The organism is Microvirgula aerodenitrificans DSM 15089 (assembly GCF_000620105.1).
In the GTDB taxonomy this organism is placed as follows: Bacteria; Pseudomonadota; Gammaproteobacteria; order Burkholderiales; family Aquaspirillaceae; genus Microvirgula; species Microvirgula aerodenitrificans.
In genome coordinates this window covers 56,596-79,075 of the sequence record NZ_JHVK01000011.1, presented here as the reverse complement: position 1 = coordinate 79,075, position 22,480 = coordinate 56,596, and the positions used below count along the sequence as shown (strand labels likewise).

The window sequence follows — 22,480 nt, the reverse complement described above, 5'->3', positions numbered from 1 at the left end:
GATCACCTGTCTGGATAAAAGGTTAGGGATTCAAAGTGATGCATGACCTGGCCGAGAAAGGCGCGCGGTCGCTGCGTCACATGGAAGTGGTTACCGGCCACGGTCACCGGTGGCCCGGCATGGCGCAGCCACGCCTGCCATGCCTGCACCTCGTCGCGGCTGGCTTCGCGGTCATGGCTGCCATGCAGCAGCAGCGACGGGGTGTGCACAGCCGGCGACGGCGGGGCCGGAGCATGGCGATAGCGCTCGGTGGCGCGAAAATCGGCGCGCAGCAAGGGCAGGAACAGGGCACGCAGTGCCGGGGTGGAGAGCAGTTCCGCGCCGCAGCCACCCATTTCGACCAGCTGTTCGACAAACGCCTGATCGCCGAGGTGGCTGAGTTGCCGCCTGCCCCCGAGATGCGGGGCGTGGCAGCCTGACAACACCAGGCCGGCCGGCGGCGTACCGTTCTGCTCCAGCCGGGCGCAGGTCTCGAAAGCGACCTGGGCGCCCATGCTGTGTCCGGCCAGCAGCAGCGGCCGTGGGTCTGGCAGGGCGCGGATGGCGTCGGCGAGCTGATCGGCCAGCTGGTCGATATGCTCCGCGCAGGGCTCGCCCATGCGGTGGTCACGCCCCGGATAGGTGACCAGCGTGACGTCCAGCCCCAGATCGTCGAGCGGGTGCCAGTCGCGAAAGGCGCCGCGGCTGGCGCCGGCAAACGGGCACATCAGCAGATGCAGGGCAGCAGGCTCGCAGGCGGTGACCAGCGGGCGCAGCAGGGCAGAAGGTGCCGTCATGCCATGGCGCCTTCACCGGGCGGGGCAAGCAGGGCCTGGTCATCGATCACCCGTGGCGCCGGCAGGCTGCATTCGCGGGCCGGGCCGGCGCAGCGCAGGGTCTGGCGCCACAGGCGGGCCAGCGCCAGTTGATGGGCGGCATCGAGGCCGGCCGGCAGTGCCTCGCCGTCAAGATGCCGGCGCAGTGCCTGCAGCAGGGTACCGACACCGGCCGGACCATCGATTTCGAACGCCTGGCGCCAGTCTGCCGGCGCCGGATGCAGGATCAGGGTGGACGGGCGGGCAAGATGGGCGCCGCCCGGGCCGGCGGCGGCGTGATAGAGACTGTGGCTGGCCTCGCGATGTTGCGGATCGTGCAGCGCCGGGGTCCACAGCACCGGCCCGTGGCTGGCTTCCAGCGACAGGTAGCCGGCCGGCCAGCCCAGCGTGAGCTGATGCATGACCAGGCTGTGCAGGTCGGGATCATCGGGGTCCAGATAGGATTGCAGCCTCAGGGTGGCCGTGCTGTCGGCCAGGCGCAGGCGCAGGGTATGGAAGGCCGGGTCGTCGCCGTCAGGCAGGCGCTCGACCGTGGCGGTGTCGGTGCCGCTCGCCAGCAGCAGCAGGTCCAGCGATGAATACAGCAGCTGCCGGCTGGTGACGAGATGCGCGAAGCGGGGGGCTTCGCCGTCGAGCAGCCGGCGCACGCGCTGCGCACGGTCGATCCAGCAGCGGCCGGCCGGGGTGTGCGGATAGAAACTGTTGACCCAGTAGACAAGGCGGCGCTGTGCTGCCAGCGCCTGCAGCGGGGCGATGTCGTCCGGGTGCAGCGGATGCTCCTGCAGCACATGCATGCCGCGTTGCAGGAAGGTTCTGGCCAGGGCGCTGCCGGCACCGCCGGCCACGGTGGATCGCACCACCACGCAGACCATGTCGATATCGTCCGGTACCTGTTCCGGCGCGGTATACAGCGGAATGCCGAAAGCGTGCGCCAGTTGCCGGGCCCGGGCGCTGCCGGTGGCCAGCAGTCCGGCCAGCTCCAGCCCGGGCTGCGGCTCGATAAAGGCATTCAGGTACAGTTCGCCGAACTTGGCGCCGGCAACGAGTACCCGCCGGTTCCGGGTGGTCGGGGTGCTCATGCGGTCTCCCTGATTTCGTGGTGCTGCCGCCACTGCCCGAACAGCGTGGCGACCTGTTGTGCCAGCCGGTCGTCCATCACCAGTTGCCAGTGATCGCCGTCCAGCGTGTGCCGCTCGGCCCCGGCCGCCCAGTCCTGCCAGTCGTGCCCGGCGGGTTGCCACGCGGTCGGGCGGTCGGCCGCGCTCAGCCACAGGCACGGGATCGGCAGCGGCGCCGGCCGCGGGTGGCAGACCAGCAGCGCCAGCAGGTATTCGATGCGCTGCAGCCACTCGTGCGTCTGCGCCGGGTCCGGTGCGGCGGGCAGCAGGCCGGCCGCCGTGGCGTTGTGCAGGAAGCAGGCGAGCTGCTGTCCGGGGTCCCGCTGCGCCAGGTCATCGGGCAGCGACACCGCGATGCGCCCCTGCGCCAGCAGGCGCAGCAGGGCCGTGCGATCCGGGCAGCGGAAATCCTCGCGGCAGACCGGGTCGAGCAGGACCAGCGATACCGTTTCTCCCTGTTCGTGCAGCAGGCGCGCTGCCTCGGCGGCCACGAAGGTGCCGTAGGACCAGCCGAGCAGCGCATACGGGCCGTGCGCCTGCTGGCGGCGTATCGCGGCGACATGGTGTGCGGCCAGTGCCGTCAGCGTGTCCGTGCGCGGCGCGTCTGCCGCCTGCAGGCCGAACACCTGCCGGTCCAGCCGCCTGGCCAGTGGCAGGTAGGCGCCGACTTCGCCGTCCGAGGCATGAAACATGAACAGCGACCCGGCATGGCGTCCCGATGCCAGCAGCAACGGCATGTCGCCACTGCCGCTGGCCGGCAGTGGCTGCAGCGTGGCGCAGAAGTCGGCCAGCAGCGGATGTGCAAACAGGTTTTGCAGGCTGGCGCCGTGCACCCCGTCGCGATGGAGTCGCGCGACCATGCGGGTGGCGATCAGGCTGTCACCGCCGCACAGGAAGAAATCGCTGTCGCGGCAGATGTCCTGCGACAGCAGGCTTTGCCAGGCCGCGATAACCTGCGCCTCCAGTGCCGGCTGCGCCACGGCCGTGGCCCGGCCCTGCCCGGAGGCGGCCACCTCCGTCGCTTCGCCCTGCGGCAGTTGTTCGCACTGGCGCAGTTGCAGTGCGGGCAGGCTGATGCCGGGCTGAGCGCGCAGCCAGCGCTCGACCTGGCGCGTGTCCAGCCGGGCGACGTGTTCGGCCCGGGCCAGCACCAGATGCTGGCGCATCGGCGAGCGTTCCTGCTCGGGCCAGTTCAGTTTCAGGGCAAAGCCGGCCTCGGTCAGGGCATCGCGCCACTGCGGCAGGTCGAGCATCGGCTTGTCGTCGTCGACGCGGAAATCCTGGTAGCCGTTGAGACTTTCGATAAAACCGATGCTGGCCATCTGCAGCACGCTGTCGCGTTCGGTTGCCTCGATCAGCAGCAGCCAGCCACCGGGTTTCAGCAGGCGTCCGAGGCGACGCAGCGAATGCACGACATGGCTGGCATCGTGCAGGACGTTGACGGCGACGATCAGGTCATAGCCGTCGTCGGCATGGGCGTCGAAATCGACCGGCCGGTTGATGTCGAACAGCGCGTAGCCGACTTCGGGCCGGTCGGCAAAGGCCTGTCTGGCACTGTCCAGAAACAGGGTCGAGACATCGGTGAAGCGATAGCTGTGCAGGCGGCCGGCCAGCGCCGGCAGCAGGTGACGGGTGGTCGCCGCCGTGCCGGCGCCGACTTCCAGCACCCGCAGATCGTCGCGTTCGCCGGCCAGTGCCGCCGCGAGTTGCGCCGCGCTCCGGTTCAGGCAGTCGCTGACCGGATTGTCGCTGTACAGGCAGCGTGCGATCTCGTCGTCATCGTCGAACAGCAGGGCCAGCGGCGACTGTGTGCCCGTGAGCAGCGCATCGTGCCGGGCGATGCAGGTTTCCAGATAGCGGCCCAGTGTGCGACTCCAGCCGGCCTGCGGCAGCGGGGCGACCCCGGACTGCGGCTGCAGCGGGCGCAGGCAGATGAAAGTGTCGCCCTCGCGCCGCAGGTCACCGTGCGCGCACAGCATGGCCAGCCACTGCCGCAGCAGCCGGCCATATTGCGGCAGTGCCTGCAGGCGGGCGTGGACTTCCGCCACGTCATGGGCCTGGCCGGCCTGGCTGAACAGGCCGTGACGGTGCAGTGTGCCGGTGATGCCGGTGCGGGCGCGGGCTTCCAGCCAGGTCCAGGTGGCATCCACTTCTGCCGACTGTGCCGGGTCCAGCGTTGGCAGCAGTAGCGGCGTCAGGGGCGAGAAGGCCGGGGTGATGAGCGGTACGCTGTCGTCCGCGACCAGATCCAGCATGATGGCGCGGCCGTCGGCAGCGGGTCTGGCCGCTGCCCGGGCAATGCCGGGGCAGCGGCACAGCAGGTCTTCCAGCGTGCGCAGGTCGGGGCTGTCGGCATCCCGTTCGCTCAGCGGCCAGCGCTGGCGGGGGAAGTCATCCAGACTGCCATCCTCGTGCTGGCGCACGAGTCCTGCCCGGGTCATGCGTGCCGGCTCGGCGACCAGACCGCGCAGCAGGGCGCAATAGTCGTCGAACATGGCCGCGGCCGTGCCGTCTGCCAGAACGTCATCCATGCAGTACCAGCTGAAAACCAGTTCGCCGTTGATCTCCATGACCTGGTGATCGAGCCAGACCTGCGGCGTCTGGGTAAAGACGTGGACCGGATCGCCGAGCAGGCCGGTCATGGCCTGGTCGATGCTCTGACCGTCCAGCGACATGCCGAGCATGCTGGTGAACACGACCGGCATCAGTGGCTGCCGGTTTTGCGCCCGGCCCCGGCCCAGCTCGCGCATCAGTTCCACACCATTGACCTGGCTGTGCGCCAGGTGCTGCCACAAGCGCTGCTGCGTCTGGCGGATGCTGTCCTGCAGCGGAGACGCATGGGCCAGATCGAAGTCGATCAGCAGCACCGAGGTGAAATCGCCGATAAGGCCGGGAACCTGCGGGTGGTCCGGGCGGCGGTTGAAGAAGGTCAGATTGAGGGTAAAGCGCGGGTGCCGGCTCCAGCGCTCCAGCGTATGGGCGAACAGGGTCAGCAGCGCGGCCGACGGCGTGACACCCCAGGCCTGCCACTCTGTTTTCAGCCGCTGCCAGTCCGCCTGCGGCAGGCGGGCCTGGCAAGGGGTAAAGGTCGGCGGCATGCCGCTGCGCACCCTGCATGCCGGCAGCCGCGGCGCCGGCGGCAGCTGTGGCAGCAGGTCCTGCCAGTAGCGCCATGAAGCGCGCCAGGCCGGTTGCCCGCGTCGTGCCTGCTCCGCCAGCACGTAGTCGCGGAAACCCAGTTCGAGCGGCGGCAGGATGTCGCCACGATAGGCATGGGCCAGATCGTCCATCATGACCTTGAAGCTCTGCACGTCGAACAGCAGCAGGTCCAGGTTCATGTGCAGGCGGTAGCGGCGGTCGTCGATCTCGCTGATGACCAGCTCGAACAGCGGCCAGCGGTCGGCCGGCAGCACGCGGCTGGACAGTGCGTCCCGGGTTTCGGCCAGTGCCGTTTCCTGCTGTGCCGGGGTCAGCGCGCGCAGATCGTGGCGTTGCGGCCGATAGTCCGGCACCCGGGGCAGGATGCGCTGGCGGCCATCGGCGTCGATCACCATGCGCAGCATGTCATGGCGCTGTATCAGGCTGTTCCAGGCGCGCTCGAAGCGCGGCAGTTCGAAGCGCTCGTGCTGCAGGTCCCACTCGAACACCACATGGCAGGCCACCCCGCCATAGTCGATCAGGTCGGTGCGCCCCAGCCAGTACGCATGCTGGATCGGGGTCAGCGGGAAGGGATCGAAGCGACGGGCCGCATCGTGAACCAGCGGGGCGGTCGCGGCCAGGTCTGCCTGCGGGGCCGAGGCAGCGATCAGGCGCGCCAGCCCGGCCAGCGTCAGTTCGCGATAGGCGCTGCCGGCATCGAGGCGGATGCCGAACTGGCGCTGGACTGCGCTGCCCAGCTCAAGGAACAGCAGCGAGTCGAGACCCAGTTGCAGCAGATCGCGTTGCGGCGTCAGCTGCGCCGGATCATCGAGACGCAGCTGGGCTGCAACATGGGCGCCGAGCCAGCGGATCAGGGCATCGGCGTCATGCGGATCGCAGCCGGCTGGCGGGGGGAGGCTGGCCGATGCGCTGGCCGGGGGCAGAGGCCGGGATGCGGCCGTCGTGGCGATGCCCAGCCATTCACGCCGGACCGGATCGAGTCGTTGCGGCACGACCCGCATCGCCAGCCGGTAGGGCGCTCCGCGCATTACCGCCTGTTCCAGGTGCCACAGGCCCTCGGCCGTACCGAGGGCGCCCATGCCGTCGGTGGCGAGCCGGTCCAGCAGGGCGGCATCGGCGGCATGACCCACGTCGGCCCAGGCGCCCCAGGCCATGGAAATGACGGTCAGGGCACTGCCGGCAGGAGCGGACTGCGCCAGTCCGTCCAGATAGGCGCTGGCCAGGGCATGCGCGCCCTGGCCCGCCGCGCCCAGCGCGGCGGCAGCGGAGGAATAGAGCAGCAGATAGCGTCCCTGATGCGCAAGCAGCCAGTCGTGCAACTGGTGTGCGGCTTCCGCTTTGAGTGCCAGTACCGGTGCCAGTCGTTCGGGGGTGAGCAGGGCCAGCGGCACATCGTCGAGCCGGCCGGCGGCGTGAATGACCCCGTCGATGCCGCCATCGGCCTGCAGCTCGTGCAGTGCGGCGGCCAGTTGCATCGGGTCCGCCACATCGCAGCGCAACCAGCGCAATTGGCAGGCATGGTGGCTGCTGACGGCATGGCGGAAATCGGGCCAGTCAGAGGCAGCGTGTGGCGCCAGCAGGGCAATGCGCGTTGCGCCCTGCCGTGCCAGCCATTCGACGCTGATCCGGCCCAGCCCGCCGAAGGCGCCCGTGACCAGATGCCAGCCCTCGCTGCACAGGCTGCCGGCCGGCAGGGCCGGCGCCATATGTGTCTGCAGCGCCAGGCGGGGCTGCAGTGCCTGCCCGTCGCGCATGGCGATCCAGCATGAGCCGGCTGCCGCGCCCACGGCGGCCGGCAGCGCCGCCCAGTCTGCGTCGAGGGCAAGGTCGATTGCCACGATCTGCCGTCCGGGCTGCTCGATCGCCGCCACGCGCAGCAGGCCCCATGCCGCACGGTGTGCCGGCTGGACCCGGTCGCCATCGCGGAGTGCCCAGGCAGCCCGGGTGATCACGAACAGCGGACGGCGCGCCGGATCGGCCAGCGCTTCCAGCAACGGACCGGTCATGTCCCGCGTTGACGGCGATGCCGGGTCCAGCGGCAGCAGGATTCGCGCCGCCTGCGACGAAAAGGTGAACCCGGCCTGTTGCAGCGCGTCAGTCATCGCCGCGCAGGCGTCTGGCAGCGAAAAGTCGCCGTGATCGGGGACCGCGGCCAGCCCGGACGGGGCCCACTGCCAGTCGTAATGCGTGTCCGGTGCCGGTTGCGGGCCCGGCAGCCCGGGCTGTGGCGCGGTACCGGTCAGGGAACGCCAGCATCCGGCCGCGTCGCAGCCCTCGATTTCAAGCCGGGCCTGGCCAAAGGCTGCCCCCTGCCAGTGCAGCCGTACCTGCGACAGCCAGTCCGGCGCGCTGGCCGGCATGTCCGCCGCCACGCCGGGCCGGCCATCGCCATGGCGGTGTGACAGCACATCGCTGACCTGGCGCAGCCGTTCCTGCCAGGCATCATGCTGGCCGGCGCAGTCGGACCAGTCCGCCAGATAGCAGCCGTCGCGGGTCAGTGCCTGGCCGAGCCGCGCATCCGGGTCGCTGTCGCCCGGCGCGGCCAGTCTGGCAGACATGCCGCCGGCGACACGGGCCAGCAGGATGTGTTCGCTGATCTGCGCGGTCGGGCTGCCGTCATCCGGCAGCCAGTCGGTCCGGGCAAAGCCGGCCGCGCGGCACTGTGCCGCCCAGTGTGCCGTGGACAGGAACAGGCCGCCCCCGCGGGCATCCTGGTCATGCAGTGGCAGGACCAGCGGGCCGAACACGAAATCGAACAGCCGCATCGGCCGGGTGATTTCGCGCATCAGCAGGCGGCCGCCGGCTTTCAGCAGCGGGCGCAGGTTCGCCAGGGCGCGGCCGACGTGCTGGGTGGCGTGGATGACATTGGCGGCGATGATCAGATCGTAGTTGCCGGCAGCGAAGCCCTGGGCGCCGGCGTCCTGCTGCAGATCGAAGCGGCGATAGTCGATAAAGGCGTGGTCGCTGAATTTCTGCCCGGCGCGGCGCAGGAAGATCGGCGAGATATCGGTAAAGTCATAATGCAGTGCAGGCTGCCCGGCCAGTTCCGGCAACAGCCAGGCCGTGGTGCCACCGGTGCCGCCGCCGACCTCCAGTATCCGGAACGGCTGCGGCGGCCGGCGGTCGGCCTGCCGTTCCCGCATCAGGCCGGTCACCACGCCAGCGGCAATCTGGTTGAAGTAGCGGCCGAAGCTGAATTCCTGATACAGCACCTCGACGCCGCTCGATGCGCCGTCGGGGAAAATCACCGCCACCGGTTCGAGCTGACCACTCATCATCGCGTACAGGCTGTCGCCCGCCCGGGCCAGGGTGTCGGCAATGACATCCAGTCCTTCGCAGTAGCTGCGCAGTTCCAGCAGCAGCGTGTCACGCCGGGCGTGGGGAACCGGTTGCGCCGGCAGGTAGCACTCGCCGTCACGGCGGTAATAGCCATCCTCGACGCAGGCATCGAGCAGGCGGACCAGCAACTGCCGGTGGCGGGGCAGCAGCCGTCCGCTGCGCAGGATGCCGGTGGCGGACACCCCGTGCGCAAAGGCGTCGCCGACGCAGCGCTGCACCAGGGTATCGACGTAGATGGCATGCAGCAGGGTCACGCCGTCATACAGCGCCTGCAGCCGTGGCAGATCCAGGCTGGCGGCGGCGTGAGTGGCGACGCGGCGGCCGGCGGCGAGGGCCGCGTCGGCGGCCGTGCCGGGTCCGGTTTCCGCCGGTTCGGCTTCGCGCCAGTAGCGCGTGCGGTCGAACGGATAGCAGGGGGCATGCACCTTGCGGCCTTTCGTGGCCAGCAGGGTCTGCCATGGCAGACCGACCCCGGCGGCATACAGCTGCCGCAGCGCCAGGCCGCTCAGGGCCGGTGCCGGTTGCTGCCGCCGTGCGCTGGCGATCCAGTGGGCGCGATCCGCTGCTTCGCGCCGGCCAATGCCGGTCAGCGATGCATCGGGCCCGAGTTCCAGGCACACGCTGACACCGTGGTCCAGTGCGTAGCGCACTGCCTGGTCATGGCGCACCGGCTCGCGCAGATGCCGGCGCCAGTAATCCGCTTCATTCAGCCGGTCGGCATCCACCACCGTGCCGAGCAGGGTGGAGATCAGCGGCAGTCGGCCGGGTGCGGCGTGGAGCGGGGCGGTCGCATGCTGGTAGGCGTCCAGGATCGAGTCGAGCAGGGCCGAGTGGGCCGCGCCGGCCACGCTCAGCCGCTGATGGCGGATCTCCCGCGCGTCGAGGACGGCGGCCAGCGCGTCGATGGCATCGCGCAGACCGGAGAGCACCAGATGGCGCGGGCCATTGCACACGGCCAGATCCAGCCCCAGTTCCCCGGCCAGCGGCAGCAGTGTCGCCTCGTCGGCGAACACGGCCAGCATGGCCCCGCCGGCACATTGCTGCATCAGGGCGCCGCGGCGCTGCACCAGCGGCATGATCTGCTCGATGCTGTAGTGACCGGCGACTACCGCCGCCGCATATTCGCCCACCGAGTGACCGAGCACCATGTCCGGTTCGAGACCCAGCGCCTGCCAGTGGGCGGCCATGGCCAGCCCGAAGGCGACGATGGCCGGCTGGGCGTAGTCCATGCGTTCCAGCAGGGCACCGTGCTGGCCGGACATGACTTCGCGCAAGGGCGGATCGAGTGGCACGTCGCAGGCGGCAAGGCAGCGCTCGAGGCAGGCGGCAAAAGCAGGCGAGCCCTCGGCCATGGCCCTGCCCATGCCGGGCCAGTGCGATCCCTGGCCGGTGAACAGCCAGAGCTGCCTGCCGGCGACGTCGTGACCGGTCTGCAGCAGGATGTCGCTCTCGCCGGCGGCATGGGCATCCAGCGCGGCAGCGGTTTCCTCGCCCAGCGGCACGGCCAGCCGGAAAGCCAGGTCCAGTTGTCGCCCGTGCAGCGCGGTATGTGCCAGGTCGCCGGGCGGGGTGTGGCGCATGGCTGCGGCATAAGCGGCAGCCAGTCGTCGCAGGGCGCCGTCGCTGGCCGCACTCAGCAGCAGCGTGCCCTGGCCGCTGGGTGTGTCGTCACACGCAGCGTTGGCGCGCAGTGCCTCGGGGAGGGCGGCCACGATCATGTGGCAGTTGGTGCCGCCGATGCCGAACGAGGACACGCCGGCCAGACGTTCGGCACCGGTCCATGGCGTGGCGGCGGATGGCACATGGAACGGACTGGTTTCCAGGGCCAGTGCCGGGTTGGCCTGGCGGAAATGCAGGCTGGGCGGAATCATCCCGCGTTCCACCGCCAGTACCACCTTGATCAGGCTGGCAATGCCGGCCGCCGTGTCCAGGTGGCCGAGGTTGCCCTTGACCGAGCCCAGCGCGCAGCGCGGGCCGCCATGGCGACCGGCAAAGGCACCGCGCAGCGCTTCCAGTTCGACCGGATCGCCGAGCGGGGTTGCGGTGCCGTGCGCCTCGATCAGACCGATCTGCGTGCAGTCGACCCGGGCGAGCATCAGGGCTTCGCGGATCACCTCGCGCTGGCCGGCCACCGACGGCGCGGTATAGCCGACCTTGCGATTGCCGTCGTTGTTGACTGCGCTGCCGCGCAGCACGGCCATGACCGGATCGCCGTCGCGCAGCGCGTCGCCCAGCCGGCGCAGGGTCACCACACCGACGCCATTGCCGGGGAAGGTGCCCTGTGCCCCGGCATCGAACGGCCGGCAGTGACCGTCCGGCGAGAAAATCATGCCCGGCTGGTGGAGATAACCGGCCTGCTGCGGAAAGGAGAGTGCCACGCCGCCGGCGATGGCCATGTCGCATTCGCCGGCGCGCAGGCTTTCGCAGGCCAGATGTACGGCGACCAGCGAGCTGGAGCAGGCGGTCTGCACCGACAGCGCCGGGCCGCCGAGATTCAGCTTGTAGGCGACGCGGGTGGCGAGGTAATCCTTGTCGTTGCCCATCAGCGACTGCAGCCCCCTGACCTGTGCCACCTCGGCAATGCGCAGCGGTTCGCGGCCCGGATAGGTACTGACCCGTGCCGAGCCGAACACGCCGGTCTTGTGTGGCACGTCCCGTGGTGCGTAGCCGGCGTGTTCCAGTGCATGCCAGGCGGTTTGCAGGAACAGCCGCTGCTGCGGGTCCATCGACTCGGCCTCCTGCCGCGAGTACGAGAACAGCGCGGCATCGAAGGCATCGGCCTCGTCGAGCACGGTGCCGACATTGACGAAATCCGGCGAGTCGACGGTGGCGGCATCCAGCCCGGCGTCGAGCAGCGCCTGGCGCGAAAAGCGGCGGCTGCACTCGCGCCCGTCGAGCAGGTTCTGCCAGAAAGCCTCGCTGTCGGCCGCCTCCGGGAAGCGGCAGGCGAGGCCGATGACGGCAACCGGTTCGCTGTCCGGGTAGTACTGCTCCAGCAGGGTCTCGATATCAGGGGCCGGGCAGGGGACGGAAAGGGCGTTAGCCATGTTGGGCATCCTGAAGGGGAGGAGTGGCGGAAGTGGTGCGGCGAAGCCGGCGGCACAGCCGGCTGGCCGGCCACAGGCTGAGAAGGGCCAGCGCGGCGAGCAGGGCCAGAACCGGGCGATAGCCGGTGTCGTGGGCCAGACGCAGCGAGGCCATCGAGGCAAGCATGGCGACGGCCATGTCGGTGGACTGGAACAGGGCGTAGTCCGACGCGGGCTGGTGCGGACGCACCAGTCCCATCAGCGCGTTGTACAGGGTGACGAAACCGATGGCGGCGGCGACATTGACCAGCCCGAACAGCAGCAGCCAGGCCGATGGCCTGAAGTGCGGATAGCCGAGGGCGAGCAGGGTGGCCAGCGCGGCATGCAGCACCATCACCGGCAGCAGACTGCGCCAGGCGCCAATGCGCCGGGCCAGCAGCCCGCCGAGCAGGATGCCAAGGCCACTGGCCAGCGTGCTGTACAGGGTGATGGCTTCGCCCAGCTCGGTCAGGCTCAGTCCCTGGTCGACCAGCAGCACGGTCTGCAGGCCCAGCAGGCCGCGCATCGCCAGGTAGTAGATCGCCGTCAGCGCCAGTGCCGGCCACAATGCGCGCAGGCTGTGCAGGTCGAGCCTGGCCGGTCGCTGGCCGGCCATCGGCCGGGTCGGGCGCCGCAGCAGCAGGGGCGGCACCAGCAGCAGCAGCGACAGCGCTGCCATGGCGAAGAAACCACGCTGCCAGCCGGCGTGCTGGGTGATGGCCAGAAAGGCAAAGGCACCGAACGGGATGCCCAGATAGCTGCCGCCAACCTGGGCGGCATTGGCGAACGGCCGGCTGCGGTCATCGGTGGTGCAGATGGTGATGCCGTTGGCGTAGATGCCATGGCTGGCCGACAGCAGGGTCAGCAGCGTCAGCGCCAGCACGATCGTGACCACCGAGTGGTCCGGCGGCAGCAGGCCGATGGTCGCCAGCAGCGCGGCCATGCCCAGCTGCAGCAGGACCAGACTGCCCTGATAGCGGTTGCCGAGCAGCGACAGCGCGTGGCGTTCGCACCATGGCGCCCACAGGAATTTGCCGACCCACGGCAGCAGGGTCAGCGACAGCCAGCTGAGCTGGGCCAGATCCAGGCCGGCATGGCGGAAATAGCCGACCACGCCCTGCAGGACCAGGGCGGTGACCATGCCCTGGTGCAGGTAGTAGCACCAGTAGGGAAGATAGCGTGTCATCGGGGGGGCTCCTGCCGGCGCTGGCGGCGCGGCAAGCGCCGCTGCGGTTCCGTGCCGGTGGATGGTGGCTGGCCGCCGAGACGGGCCGCCAGCGCTTGCGGGGACGGATGGGCGAACAGGTCGGTGACCTGCAACTGGCCATGGCCGGCCTGTTGCAGCCGGACATGCAGTTGCACCAGCTTCAGCGAGGTCGCACCGGCATCGAAGAAATTCTGCCGTGGCAAGATCGGCTGGCCGACCACCTGCCGGAAATGGGCGCACAGCTGGGCCACGCGTGCCGCGTCGTCGACCGACGGGGCGGCCGGCGGCCGGTCGACCACTGCCACAGGGGCCGGGCCGGCCGGCCGCAGCGGCGTTGCGCGCGGCAGCAGCGTGTCCAGCGCCAGCTGCCAGGCGTCGTCGTCGACTGCCAGCCGGCGCAGCAGGGCGCCGTATTGCTGGAACATGGTGCGCAACTGTGCCGGCTCGAACAGCGCCTCCACCGCATCCCAGTTGAAGCGGAGCTCGCCTTCGGATTCATAGACCTGGTGATCCAGCCAGACCTGTGGCGTCTGCGAAATGCCCCGGCGCGGCGTCAGCCACGACGCATGGGCGAGAAAACGGCCATGGTCGAAGCCGAGCGCGCTGGTGAATACCACCGGCATGGCGACGGCGGCCCGGCCCTGTCGCTGCGCCAGTTCGCGCATCAGTTGCAGTGCGGAGACCTCGCGATGCGCCAGGTCCTGCCACAACTGGCGCTGCAGGCCCTGTGCGCTGTCCAGCCAGTTGCCGGCCGGCTGCCAGGCGAGCAGCAGCAGCGAGGTGAAATCGCCGAGCAGGTGTTCGATCTGCGCATGCACCGGCTGGCGATCGAACAGGGTCAGGTTCAGGCACAGCGCGCGTTGCGCGCTCCAGGCCGACAGGACGGCGGCGTAGGCGGCCAGCAGCAGCGCCGACGGCGTCAGCCGGGCCGCGCTGGCGCGTGCTTTCAGTGCCTGCCAGTCGGCGGCCGGCAAGTGGTCGGACAGGCGGACGAAGTCCGGGACGCCGATGCTGGCCGGATCGCAGCGCAGCGGCAACTGCGGCGGTGGCGGCAGCCGGTCCAGGCGCTCGCGCCAGTAGGCCAGCGAGGCCTCACTCGCCTGCTGCCCGGCGACGTGGGCCCGGTAGTCGCGGAAACCGATTTCCAGCGGTGGCAGGGTGCAGGCCGGTTGCAGATAGCACTGTTCCAGCTCCGCCAGCAGGATCTGCATGCTCAGGCCGTCGAGCAGCAGATTGTCCAGGCACAGATAGAGCCGGAAATGACCGTGTGCGTCTTCTGCCGCCTGCAGATCGAACACCGGCCAGCGGCCAGGGTCGAGTACCTGACGCGACAGGCGCCGGTACAGATCGTCGGCATCGTCGAGACGGGCAAAGCGGTGGCGCGGCAGCACGAACGGCGGCACCGTGGCCAGTACTTGCAGCTGGTCGTTGCGCACCACGGCGCGCAGCATGTCATGGCGCTGGATCAGCCGGTTCCAGGCCGTCTCGAAACGGCCGACATCCAGCTTGCCGGCGTCGAACTCGACAAAGAACTGCGATCCCACGCCACCGAGGGCAAACCCCGGCTGGCGGCCGACCAGATAAGCCTGCTGCACGTCGGTCAGGGCGAACGGCAGGTGGCGCGATGCCGGGTCGGGACGCAGCGCCGTGGCGGCCGGCGGCGGCCGATGCTGCAGCGTGGCGGCGAAGGCGGCCAGCGTCGGGGCCGAGAACAGGTCGCCCAGTGTCGCCTCGTAACCGGCCCGTTCCAGTTCGCCGATCAGGCGTGTGGCCAGCAGGCTGTCGCCAGCCAAGCTGGAAGAAGTCGCTGTGACGCTGCAGGTCGGGGACGGCCAGCAGCGTCTGCCAGATTGCGGCCAGCGTCAGTTCGGTCGCACTGCCGGGGGCGTCCTGTCCGGCCGGGCGCGCCGCCGGCGGAGTGCAGCGGGCGATCAGCGCCTGATGATCGATCTTGCCGTTCGCGGTCAGCGGAAAGGCATCAAGGAAATACAGCCGCTGCGGCAGCATGTAGGCCGGCAGTTGCGCCGCCAGTGCTGCGCTCAGCTTGCGCGGGTCCGGCCGTGACAGTGCCGCTGGCGCGCGCAGGACAAAGCGCTGCAGTTCGTCCACCCGGTCTGCGCGTTCGCCGTGCAGGCCCCGGGCCTGGAAGTGTGCCTGCCAGGCGGCGGCGTCCATCAGGCTGGCGGCGGCGGGAAGGCCGTCCGTCGCCAGCAGATCGGCACTGACCAGAGCCAGGGCCGACGGGGCGTGTCGTTCCAGCACCAGCAGCAGGGCACCCGGTGCGGCCAGCCCGGCCAGTTGCGTCAGCCCGTCGGCCCCGAGCCGGTGCAGGGCGTTGTTCGCCCAGACCACATCGGCGGTGTGGGCCAGCGCTGCCAGTTCGGCGGCGCTGGCGTGACGGGCGCTGGCATGCGGGTATGCGGCCAGACCGGCGCTGGCACCCCGTACCCGGTCCAGGGAGTCGTCGAGTGCGATATAGGCCAGCTGGCCGGCATCCAGCCGTTGCAGCAGCAGGTGCCCGCCCAGAGCGCTGCGTGCGCCGATCTCGATCAGCCGCAGCGGGCGGCGCAGGGTCTGCGCCAGCCCGGCCAGCACACCGGCGAAGGCCACGATGGCGCGCCGTGTGCCGGCGCTGTCCAGCAACCGCCGTTCGGGTGCCCAGAACGGATGGTCGAGCAGGGTGTGGGCCGGCTGCCGCCCGTGCAGGATGTCGGCCAGCGTGGCGTGGTGGTCGCCCAGGGCGTCGGCCATGGCCTGCAGCGGACTGTCGGCCGGCGGCTGCCAGCCCGCTGCATCATGGCGTGGTCCGCGCCGGCAGGCGTGGCCATCGCGGACCAGCCGGCCGTCGGCGCACAGCAGTTCCAGCCAGCGGCTGAACAGTCCGTACCAGGCGGCGCTGGCGCCGTAGTGCATCGCGACCAGCCCGGGATCGAGCGGGGTGCGGAAATCCACGCCGTGGCGCTGCAGATGGTCGTGCAGGAAATCGGCCACCAGACGGCGAATGGCATCCTCACCGGGGTTGGCCGGATCGTCGGCCAGTGGCGTGAACAGACTGCCGTAGTCGCCGGGCAGCGCCGGGTCGGCCTCCCGCCGGCTGCACAGTGACGGGCCGGCACCGACCACGAATGCGGCCAGTGATTTTTCACGCTCGCCAAGGGTGAGCGCAATGCCTGCCCGTACGCCATCGAGGCGGTTCAGCACCGCATCGATCTCGCCGAGTTCGATGCGATGGCCACCGATTTTCACCTGCCTGTCGCGCCGGCCGAGGAATTCCAGCGTGCCGTCGGGCCAGTAGCACCCCAGATCGCCGGTGCGATACCAGCGGTCGTCGCCCTTGCCGACAAACTGCTGCGCCGTGCGCTCGCGGTCATTGAAATAGCCAAGCGCGACGCCGTCGCCGCCGATCCACAACTCGCCCGCCACCCAGTCCGGGCAGTCGCGCCCGCTGCCGTCGACCACGCGGTAGCGCTGGTTGGGCAGCGGAAAGCCATACGGAATCGAGCGCCAGTGGGGCTGCACCTCGCCCACCTCATGCGCGTTGGACCAGATCGACGCCTCGGTAGCGCCGCCCATGGCGACCAGTTGCCCGTCGGCGCGGAAAGCGCGATAGCGGGCCGGCAGGTCCAGACCGATCCAGTCGCCGGACAGCATCACCAGCCGCAGCCGCGCCGGCGCCTGCCGCGCAAAGCCTTCGCTGTAGGTCAGCAGCATGTCGAACAGTGCCGGAACACTGTTCCAGACACTGATCCGGTGCCGTTCGATCAACCCGCACCAGGCTGACGGATCGCGCCGCTGCCCCTCGTCCACCAGTACCAGAGTGCCGCCGGCGGTCAGCAGGCCGAAAATATCGTAGACCGACAGATCGAAATGCAGGGCCGACAGGGCCAGCAGGCGATCGTCGGGGCCCAGCCGGTAGCGCCGGTTCAGCGCGGCGCAGGTATTGAGTGCGCCGCGGTGGGAAATCACCACCCCCTTGGGCGTGCCGGTGGAGCCGGAGGTGTAGATCACATAGGCGGGGCTGTCCGCTGCCACCGTGACCGGTGCGGGAATCGGGGCATGGCGGATGGCGTCCTGCCAGCACAGCCGGCGGGCCGGGTCCTGCTCCCCGGGACCGGGCGTGCTGTCGTCATCGCGGCTGGCCAGCACCAGGGTGATGCCGGCATCGGCATGAATCTGCCGTCGCCGGGCGGCAGGCTGTTCCAGCGGCACCGGCACATAGACCGCCCCGGCGAGCAGCACGCCCAGTACGGCCACTACCTGTCCCGTCCCCCTTGACTGGCTGATCGCCACCCGGTCACCGGCGCGGATGCCGTGTGCGGCCAGGGCGCCGGCGCAGCGTCGTGCCATGTCGACCAGCTCGTCGTAGCGCAGCGGGTGGTCACGGTGGATGACGGCAATGGCGCCCGGCGCTCGGGCGGCCCGCTCGATCACGCCCTCGTGCAGCAGGCCGGACGGCCGCGGGCCGGCCGTGGCATTGACCCGTGCCCGCTGTTCGCACTGTGCGGCGGGCATCGGATCGGGCAGCGGTTCGTGCCAGGCGCGGGCATCGTTGACCAGGTGACGGACCTGCGCGATATAGGCGTTGAACAGGGTGTCGACCAGACCGGCGGGGAACAGGGCTTCATTGCTGTCCCACTGCAGCCACACCGACGAGCCGTGCTCGAAGGCCAGGTGATCGATCCAGACCTGCGGGGTCTGCGAGATGCCCCAGCCCGGCTCGCCGAGGGCGGCGGCGGTATTGTCGCCATACAGCGGGCGGCCCAGATTGCTGGTGAACACCAGCGGGGCGCCGTGCGGATGGCGCTGTTCCTTTTTCAGCTCGCGCAGCAGCTCGACACCGGACCAGTGCCGGTGTTCGCAGGCATCGGCGAAGGTGTTCTGGTTGGCCTGCGCCAGCGTGTCGAACGCCGCGCCTTCGCCCTGCACGTCGAGCAGCAGGATGCTGGTGAAATCGGCCATCAGGCGTTCCACGGCCGGATGCAGGGGCTGGCGATCGAACAGGGTGAGGTTAAGCAGCAGCCGCGACTGTCCGCTCCAGCGCGCCAGTACCGAGGCGAAGCAGGTGGCGAGGGCCAGGGTCGGGGTGACGCCGCAGGCGCCGGCATGCTGTCTGAACGCCTGCCAGTCGGCGTGCGGCAGTTCGGCGCGGCGGCGGCTGATGCGGACCCGGGCCAGTTGCGCGGGCTCCTGTGCCAGCGGCAGGGACGGGGCGGCCGGCAGCGAGGGCAGCTTGTCGCGCCAGTAGCGTTGCGCCTGTTCGCGGGCGGCAGCGGTGTCATGCTGCAACTGGGCCAGATAGCTGCGGAAATCATAATCGGCGTCAAGCGGCGGCAGCGGCTGCCCTGCGACCAGCGCGGCCAGTTCCTCGAACAGCAGGGTAAAGCTGGCCGCGTCGAGCACCAGCAGATCGAGATTGACGTGCAGCCGGTGGCGGCCGTGTGGCAGCAGCGACAGCTGGAAGTCGAAGGTTTCCCCCCGTTCGACCGCCAGCAGCCGGTGGCCGAGTCGTTCGCGCTGTTCGAGCAGGGTGCGCTCGCCTTCATCCTCATCCCGCGTACGCAGATCATGGACGGTCACGCCCTGCCAGACGGGGGCCGTGCACCAGTGTTGCCGGCCATCGGCGCTGAAGGCGACCTGCAGCATCGGGTGGCGGGTCGTCAGTGTCCGGATGGCCCGCTCCAGCGCCCCGGCATCGAGCCCGGCCCCGTCAAACTCCTGGTACAGATGGCAGCCGACGCCTCCCAGCGGCTGCCGGGAGGACCGGCCGACCAGATAGGCGTGCTGCACCGGCGTCAGTGCAAACGGCGCGCCGTCGCGCATGCCCGGCCAGACTGTCGTGACGGGGAGAATGGCCGGCGGCTGGGCACCGCCCTGCAACAGCCGGCTCCAGCCGACCAGCGTCGGTTCGCGATACAGGTCGCGCAGCGTCAGGTGGTAGCCGCGTGAACGCAGCCGGTTCAGCCACGCCATCAGGTGCATCGAGTCCAGCCCCAGCTGCAGCAGACTGGCCTGGGCGTCGAGCTGTCCGGGTGCCATGCGCAGTTCGCGGGCCAGTTCCTGCCGCAGCGAGTCGCTGTCGACAGAAGAGGGAGGGAGGATCGGGGCCGGCAGGGATGCGCGGGGGTCAGACATGGTATGCCGCCTCTGGTCATGAAGGGGGGGCAGTCGAGCGGGGACGGAGGTCACGGACCATGGGCACGGCAAAATGGTCCACGGGTTTCAGCCGGACAATGTCAGTCGCTGTGGGGGCTGCGGAACCGCTCGAATGCAGAATCTGGAATCGCCTTACGCAATTGGCATGGCGCTGGGTGCTGAATGATAATTATTCCCTGACGGGATTCCACCCGGATCGGGCCTGCCCTGGCCCGTATCGGTCCGCAGGAGAAACGGGCCGCAAGGGCCGTCCGGCTGGCGCAGACGGTCTGCTGTCAGCGCCGTTTCAGTGTTGACGGGTTGACGCCAAATTGCTTCTGAAATGCGGCTGCGAAATGGCTGGCATTGGTGTAGCCAAGATCTGATGCAACCGTCATTACCGGGGTGTCGCGGGCCGACAGCCGCCGGCGGGCTTCATGCATGCGCTCCTGCTGGAACAGCCCGTAGACGCTGTTGTTGAACAGCAGACGAAAGCCGCGCTTCAGCTTGAGGACACTGAGGTCGGCCTCCCTGGCCAGCGCGGCGATGGTGGGTGCCTGACTGAGATCACCCAGCAGGCGGTCCCTTGCGCGCAGCAGGCGCTGGCGATCGACCAGACTGAGGTCGGCCGGACACTGGCGCCGCGCGGCGGCGTGGCCTTCCAGTGCCAGGCCGACCAGGGTCAGGCTTTGCCCCATCAGCCACAGCGGGCTGCGCCGGGCGCCGTCATCCGCCCCCAGTTCCATGACGTGCAGCGCCCGGCTCAAGCCCTGCGCCGTCGCCCGCATTTCCGCATTGTGGCCGCATGGCACATAGCAGCGCCCGCTGCCGAGTTCCTGCTTCAGCGAGCGTTCCAGCTCCGGGGCCCAGCTGGCAAACAGGTCCGGCCGGACCGAGACGGTCACGCTCTCGAACGTTGCGGCGTGGCTGGCACGGCCCCGGCAGCCGGGGTTGTAGTTGATGCAGCCGCCGCCTTCGGCCAGCGCGTGCTCAAGCTCGCCGCAGCCGCCATGGAACGAGTAGCTGGAGCTGCCCTGAAGCGCGCACGAGAAGTGGATCCTGTCCCAGTCGTCGTGGACGTTCACGGTCATCGGTTGCCGGAGTTCGCCTTTCCAGACCAGCACGTCGACGCCGTCCTGCAGCGCAATGCGCAGCAGCCGGCAGCCGGTGTCCGGTGTCCGGTGTGGCGTGTCCGACCGGCTGCCCGGCCAGCAGGGCCGATATCGAGGTGGAAGGCGGTTGCGGCGATGGCATGCGTGTCCAGCTCCTGTGCGGCATACCGATCCGGGCACAAGTTGGACCGGTCCGGGCGGTAATGCAAATGAGAATCTTTTATTATTCGCGCTCTTTCAATGACAGTCGAGCGGAGTTCGCTCCCGACGGGGATTCCGCCGGAAGGGCCTGCGCCACCCGGCCACAAAAGGAATGAATTGCATGCTGTGCCAAACAGACCGCGGAACAGGGGAGCTGCGCACATTGTGGCGTGTAAATCCACTAGTCATGGCGCTGTCGATGGCCCTGCTGCCGGCCTCCGGGCTTGCCCTGGCCGAGGCCCCGGACATGGTTGCGGTTCCGGTGCAGGCCGGGCGTGACGGGAGCGGCAAACCGGTCGCTCACGACGCCGGAGCGGGCCATGATGTCCCGGTCGAACTGCCGGCCCTGACCGTCACTGCCCGCCAGGGCGTGGAGCGGGCGAAGGACATTCCTTTCGGTCTCAGCGTCATCAGTGGCAGGGAGCTGGAGGTTCGCCATCTGCTGACGCTGGATGACGCCTTGCGCAGCATGCCGGATGTCAATGTCAATTCGAATGGCGGACCCAATTCCGCGAACGTCATGATTCGCGGCGTCGGTTCGCTGAATGCGGTCAGCATGGACGACGGCTCGGTGGCGCTGAATGTCGACGGCGTGACGATGTCGATGCGCAATATGTCGCTCGGCACACTGGATATCGAGCGGGTCGAGGTGCTGAAGGGGCCGCAGGGCACGCTGTTCGGCGGCAACAGCCTGGCCGGGGCCGTCAATGTGACCACCCGCCGGCCGACGCGCGAAATGGAAGGCCATGTCCGGGTCGAATACGGGCAGGAGCGGCAGCATCTCGAGGAGGCGGTCATCAGTGGGCCGCTGTCCGGTCAACTGAGCGGCCGTTTCGCCATCCGCAACACCGGTTCGGACCTGTGGGTCGACAATACGCAGACCGGCCAGCCGCTGAGCAAGCCCGGTGATCTGGCGTTCCGCGGCAGCCTGCTTTGGGACGTGACCGCCGGCACCAGTGCGCTGCTGATCGCCGAGCGGCAGCAGATCAGGCGCAGTCCGAGCCTGACCATCCTGCGGCCGTATGGCGAGCCGCCGAAGCTGGACTTCACGCCGAATCTGTTCGACGACGACAAGAAGACGATGGCGCGCTATTCGCTGGAGCTCAATCATGACCTGGGCGCCAGCCGGATCACCTCGATCACGGCCTATACGACTACCGATTTCTTTACCATCGGAGGCTACGACCGCCGGATCATGCAGGCGCTGATGGGAGGGACGCCGGAGGCAAGCGTCAAGGAGGATTCGTCGGCGCAGCGGGGGGTGAGCGAGGACCTGCGCTGGTCCTCACTGCCCGGTGCGCCGCTGTTCTGGGTGGCCGGCCTGAACCTGTCGCACGCCGACCGGCACTTTGATACTTACTATATGCCTGGTTACCGGCAGGACCGGCGCTATCGCGTTCGCAGTTCCGCGGTCTATGGCGAAGCGACCTATCCGCTGACCGACGCCCTGAAGCTGACCGGCGGGCTGCGGCAGTCGTGGGACCGCAAGTCGTATGACGCCACCTATACCCAGGGCAGCAGCAGCGGCGACAACCGCGAACTGGACGACCACTACACCACCGGTCGCGTGGCGCTGTCCTATGCGCTGGCGCCGGCGAGCAATCTGTATGTGGTGCTGTCACGGGGCTATCAGTCGGGAGGCTTCAGCGATTACTCGGCGACGGTGGCCGGCGGCGAGCCGTACAAGCCGGCCCGGTCGAATACCGCCGAGCTCGGTTTCAAGACCGAATCGGCAGATCGCCGCTTCAGCCTGAACGCGGCACTGTTCGCGACCCGGGTCAGGGATGCCCACCTGCTCGGCTACGACTACAAGACCTATTCCACCAATACCGTCAACGCCGACAGTGACAGCAAGGGCGTCGAGCTCGAGGGGTACTGGCGCTTCGGCGACGGCTTCGAGCTGTCCGGCGGACTGAGTGTGATCGACGCCACGATCACCAGCGATGCCCTCGGTGTCAGCGGTGGCGATGTCCGGGCGGGCAACCGCACGCCGGACGTGCCGCGCTGGGGGGGCAACCTGGCGCTGTCGTACCGCAAACCCCTGCCGTCCTTCCTTGGCCTGCCGTCGCCGGCGGTCAATGCCCGGCTCGGCTACCAGTATGTCGGTGCCCGCCCGGCCGATCCGCAGAACCACTTCGATCTTGGCAGCTACCGGCGGGTCGACCTGCGCGTCGGGCTGACGGCGGGCAATGCGGAAATCTATCTGTACGGCAACAACCTGCTGGACGAGCAGTACGACCTCTACGGCTATTACAACAATGCCACCGCCACCTTTGGCTCGCCGGTGCGCGGCCGGACGGCCGGTATCGGTCTGAACTACCACTTCTGAACC

At 69.3% G+C, this 22,480-nt stretch carries 7 protein-coding genes and 1 pseudogene; 1 reads left to right on the top strand and 7 read right to left on the bottom strand.

Annotated elements, in window-relative coordinates; translation table 11 throughout:
* Positions 1–2: 2 nt before the first annotated feature.
* From Q352_RS0110880 to Q352_RS20710, 7 genes and pseudogenes are all read right to left on the bottom strand, one after another.
* Complete coding sequence (locus Q352_RS0110880; RefSeq protein WP_036386023.1) at positions 3–776, bottom strand: thioesterase II family protein; 774 nt, start codon at positions 774–776, stop codon at positions 3–5.
* Complete coding sequence (locus Q352_RS0110875; RefSeq protein WP_028499368.1) at positions 773–1,894, bottom strand: Gfo/Idh/MocA family oxidoreductase; 1,122 nt, start codon at positions 1,892–1,894, stop codon at positions 773–775. The genes Q352_RS0110880 and Q352_RS0110875 overlap by 4 nt, the downstream gene beginning before the upstream one ends.
* Positions 1,891–11,478 (bottom strand): type I polyketide synthase, encoded by a 9,588-nt coding sequence (locus Q352_RS20720; protein ID WP_036386022.1) that lies wholly within the window; start codon positions 11,476–11,478, stop codon positions 1,891–1,893. The genes Q352_RS0110875 and Q352_RS20720 overlap by 4 nt, the downstream gene beginning before the upstream one ends.
* Positions 11,471–12,682: an MFS transporter gene (locus tag Q352_RS0110865; RefSeq protein WP_028499367.1), complete on the bottom strand. Its 1,212-nt coding sequence runs from the start codon at positions 12,680–12,682 to the stop codon at positions 11,471–11,473. The genes Q352_RS20720 and Q352_RS0110865 overlap by 8 nt, the downstream gene beginning before the upstream one ends.
* Entirely contained in the window at positions 12,679–14,496 is a 1,818-nt protein-coding gene (locus tag Q352_RS23915) for a condensation domain-containing protein (RefSeq protein WP_211249622.1), read from the bottom strand. Before Q352_RS23915 ends, Q352_RS0110865 begins: the two co-directional genes overlap by 4 nt.
* 1,387 nt (positions 14,497–15,883) lie before the next feature.
* Positions 15,884–18,835, bottom strand: a pseudogene (locus Q352_RS24105) (non-ribosomal peptide synthetase); the annotation flags it as partial.
* Positions 18,836–19,131: 296 nt separating this feature from the next.
* On the bottom strand, positions 19,132–19,959 hold the full coding sequence (locus Q352_RS20710) for a helix-turn-helix transcriptional regulator (protein ID WP_211249621.1): 828 nt from the start codon (positions 19,957–19,959) through the stop codon (positions 19,132–19,134).
* 376 nt (positions 19,960–20,335) lie between these two features.
* Here Q352_RS20710 and Q352_RS0110850 point away from each other — a divergent pair, with 376 nt between their 5' ends.
* The gene (locus tag Q352_RS0110850) at positions 20,336–22,477 is read left to right on the top strand and encodes a TonB-dependent receptor (protein ID WP_211249620.1); all 2,142 of its coding nucleotides are present in this window, start codon (positions 20,336–20,338) and stop codon (positions 22,475–22,477) included.
* Positions 22,478–22,480: the final 3 nt, after the last annotated feature.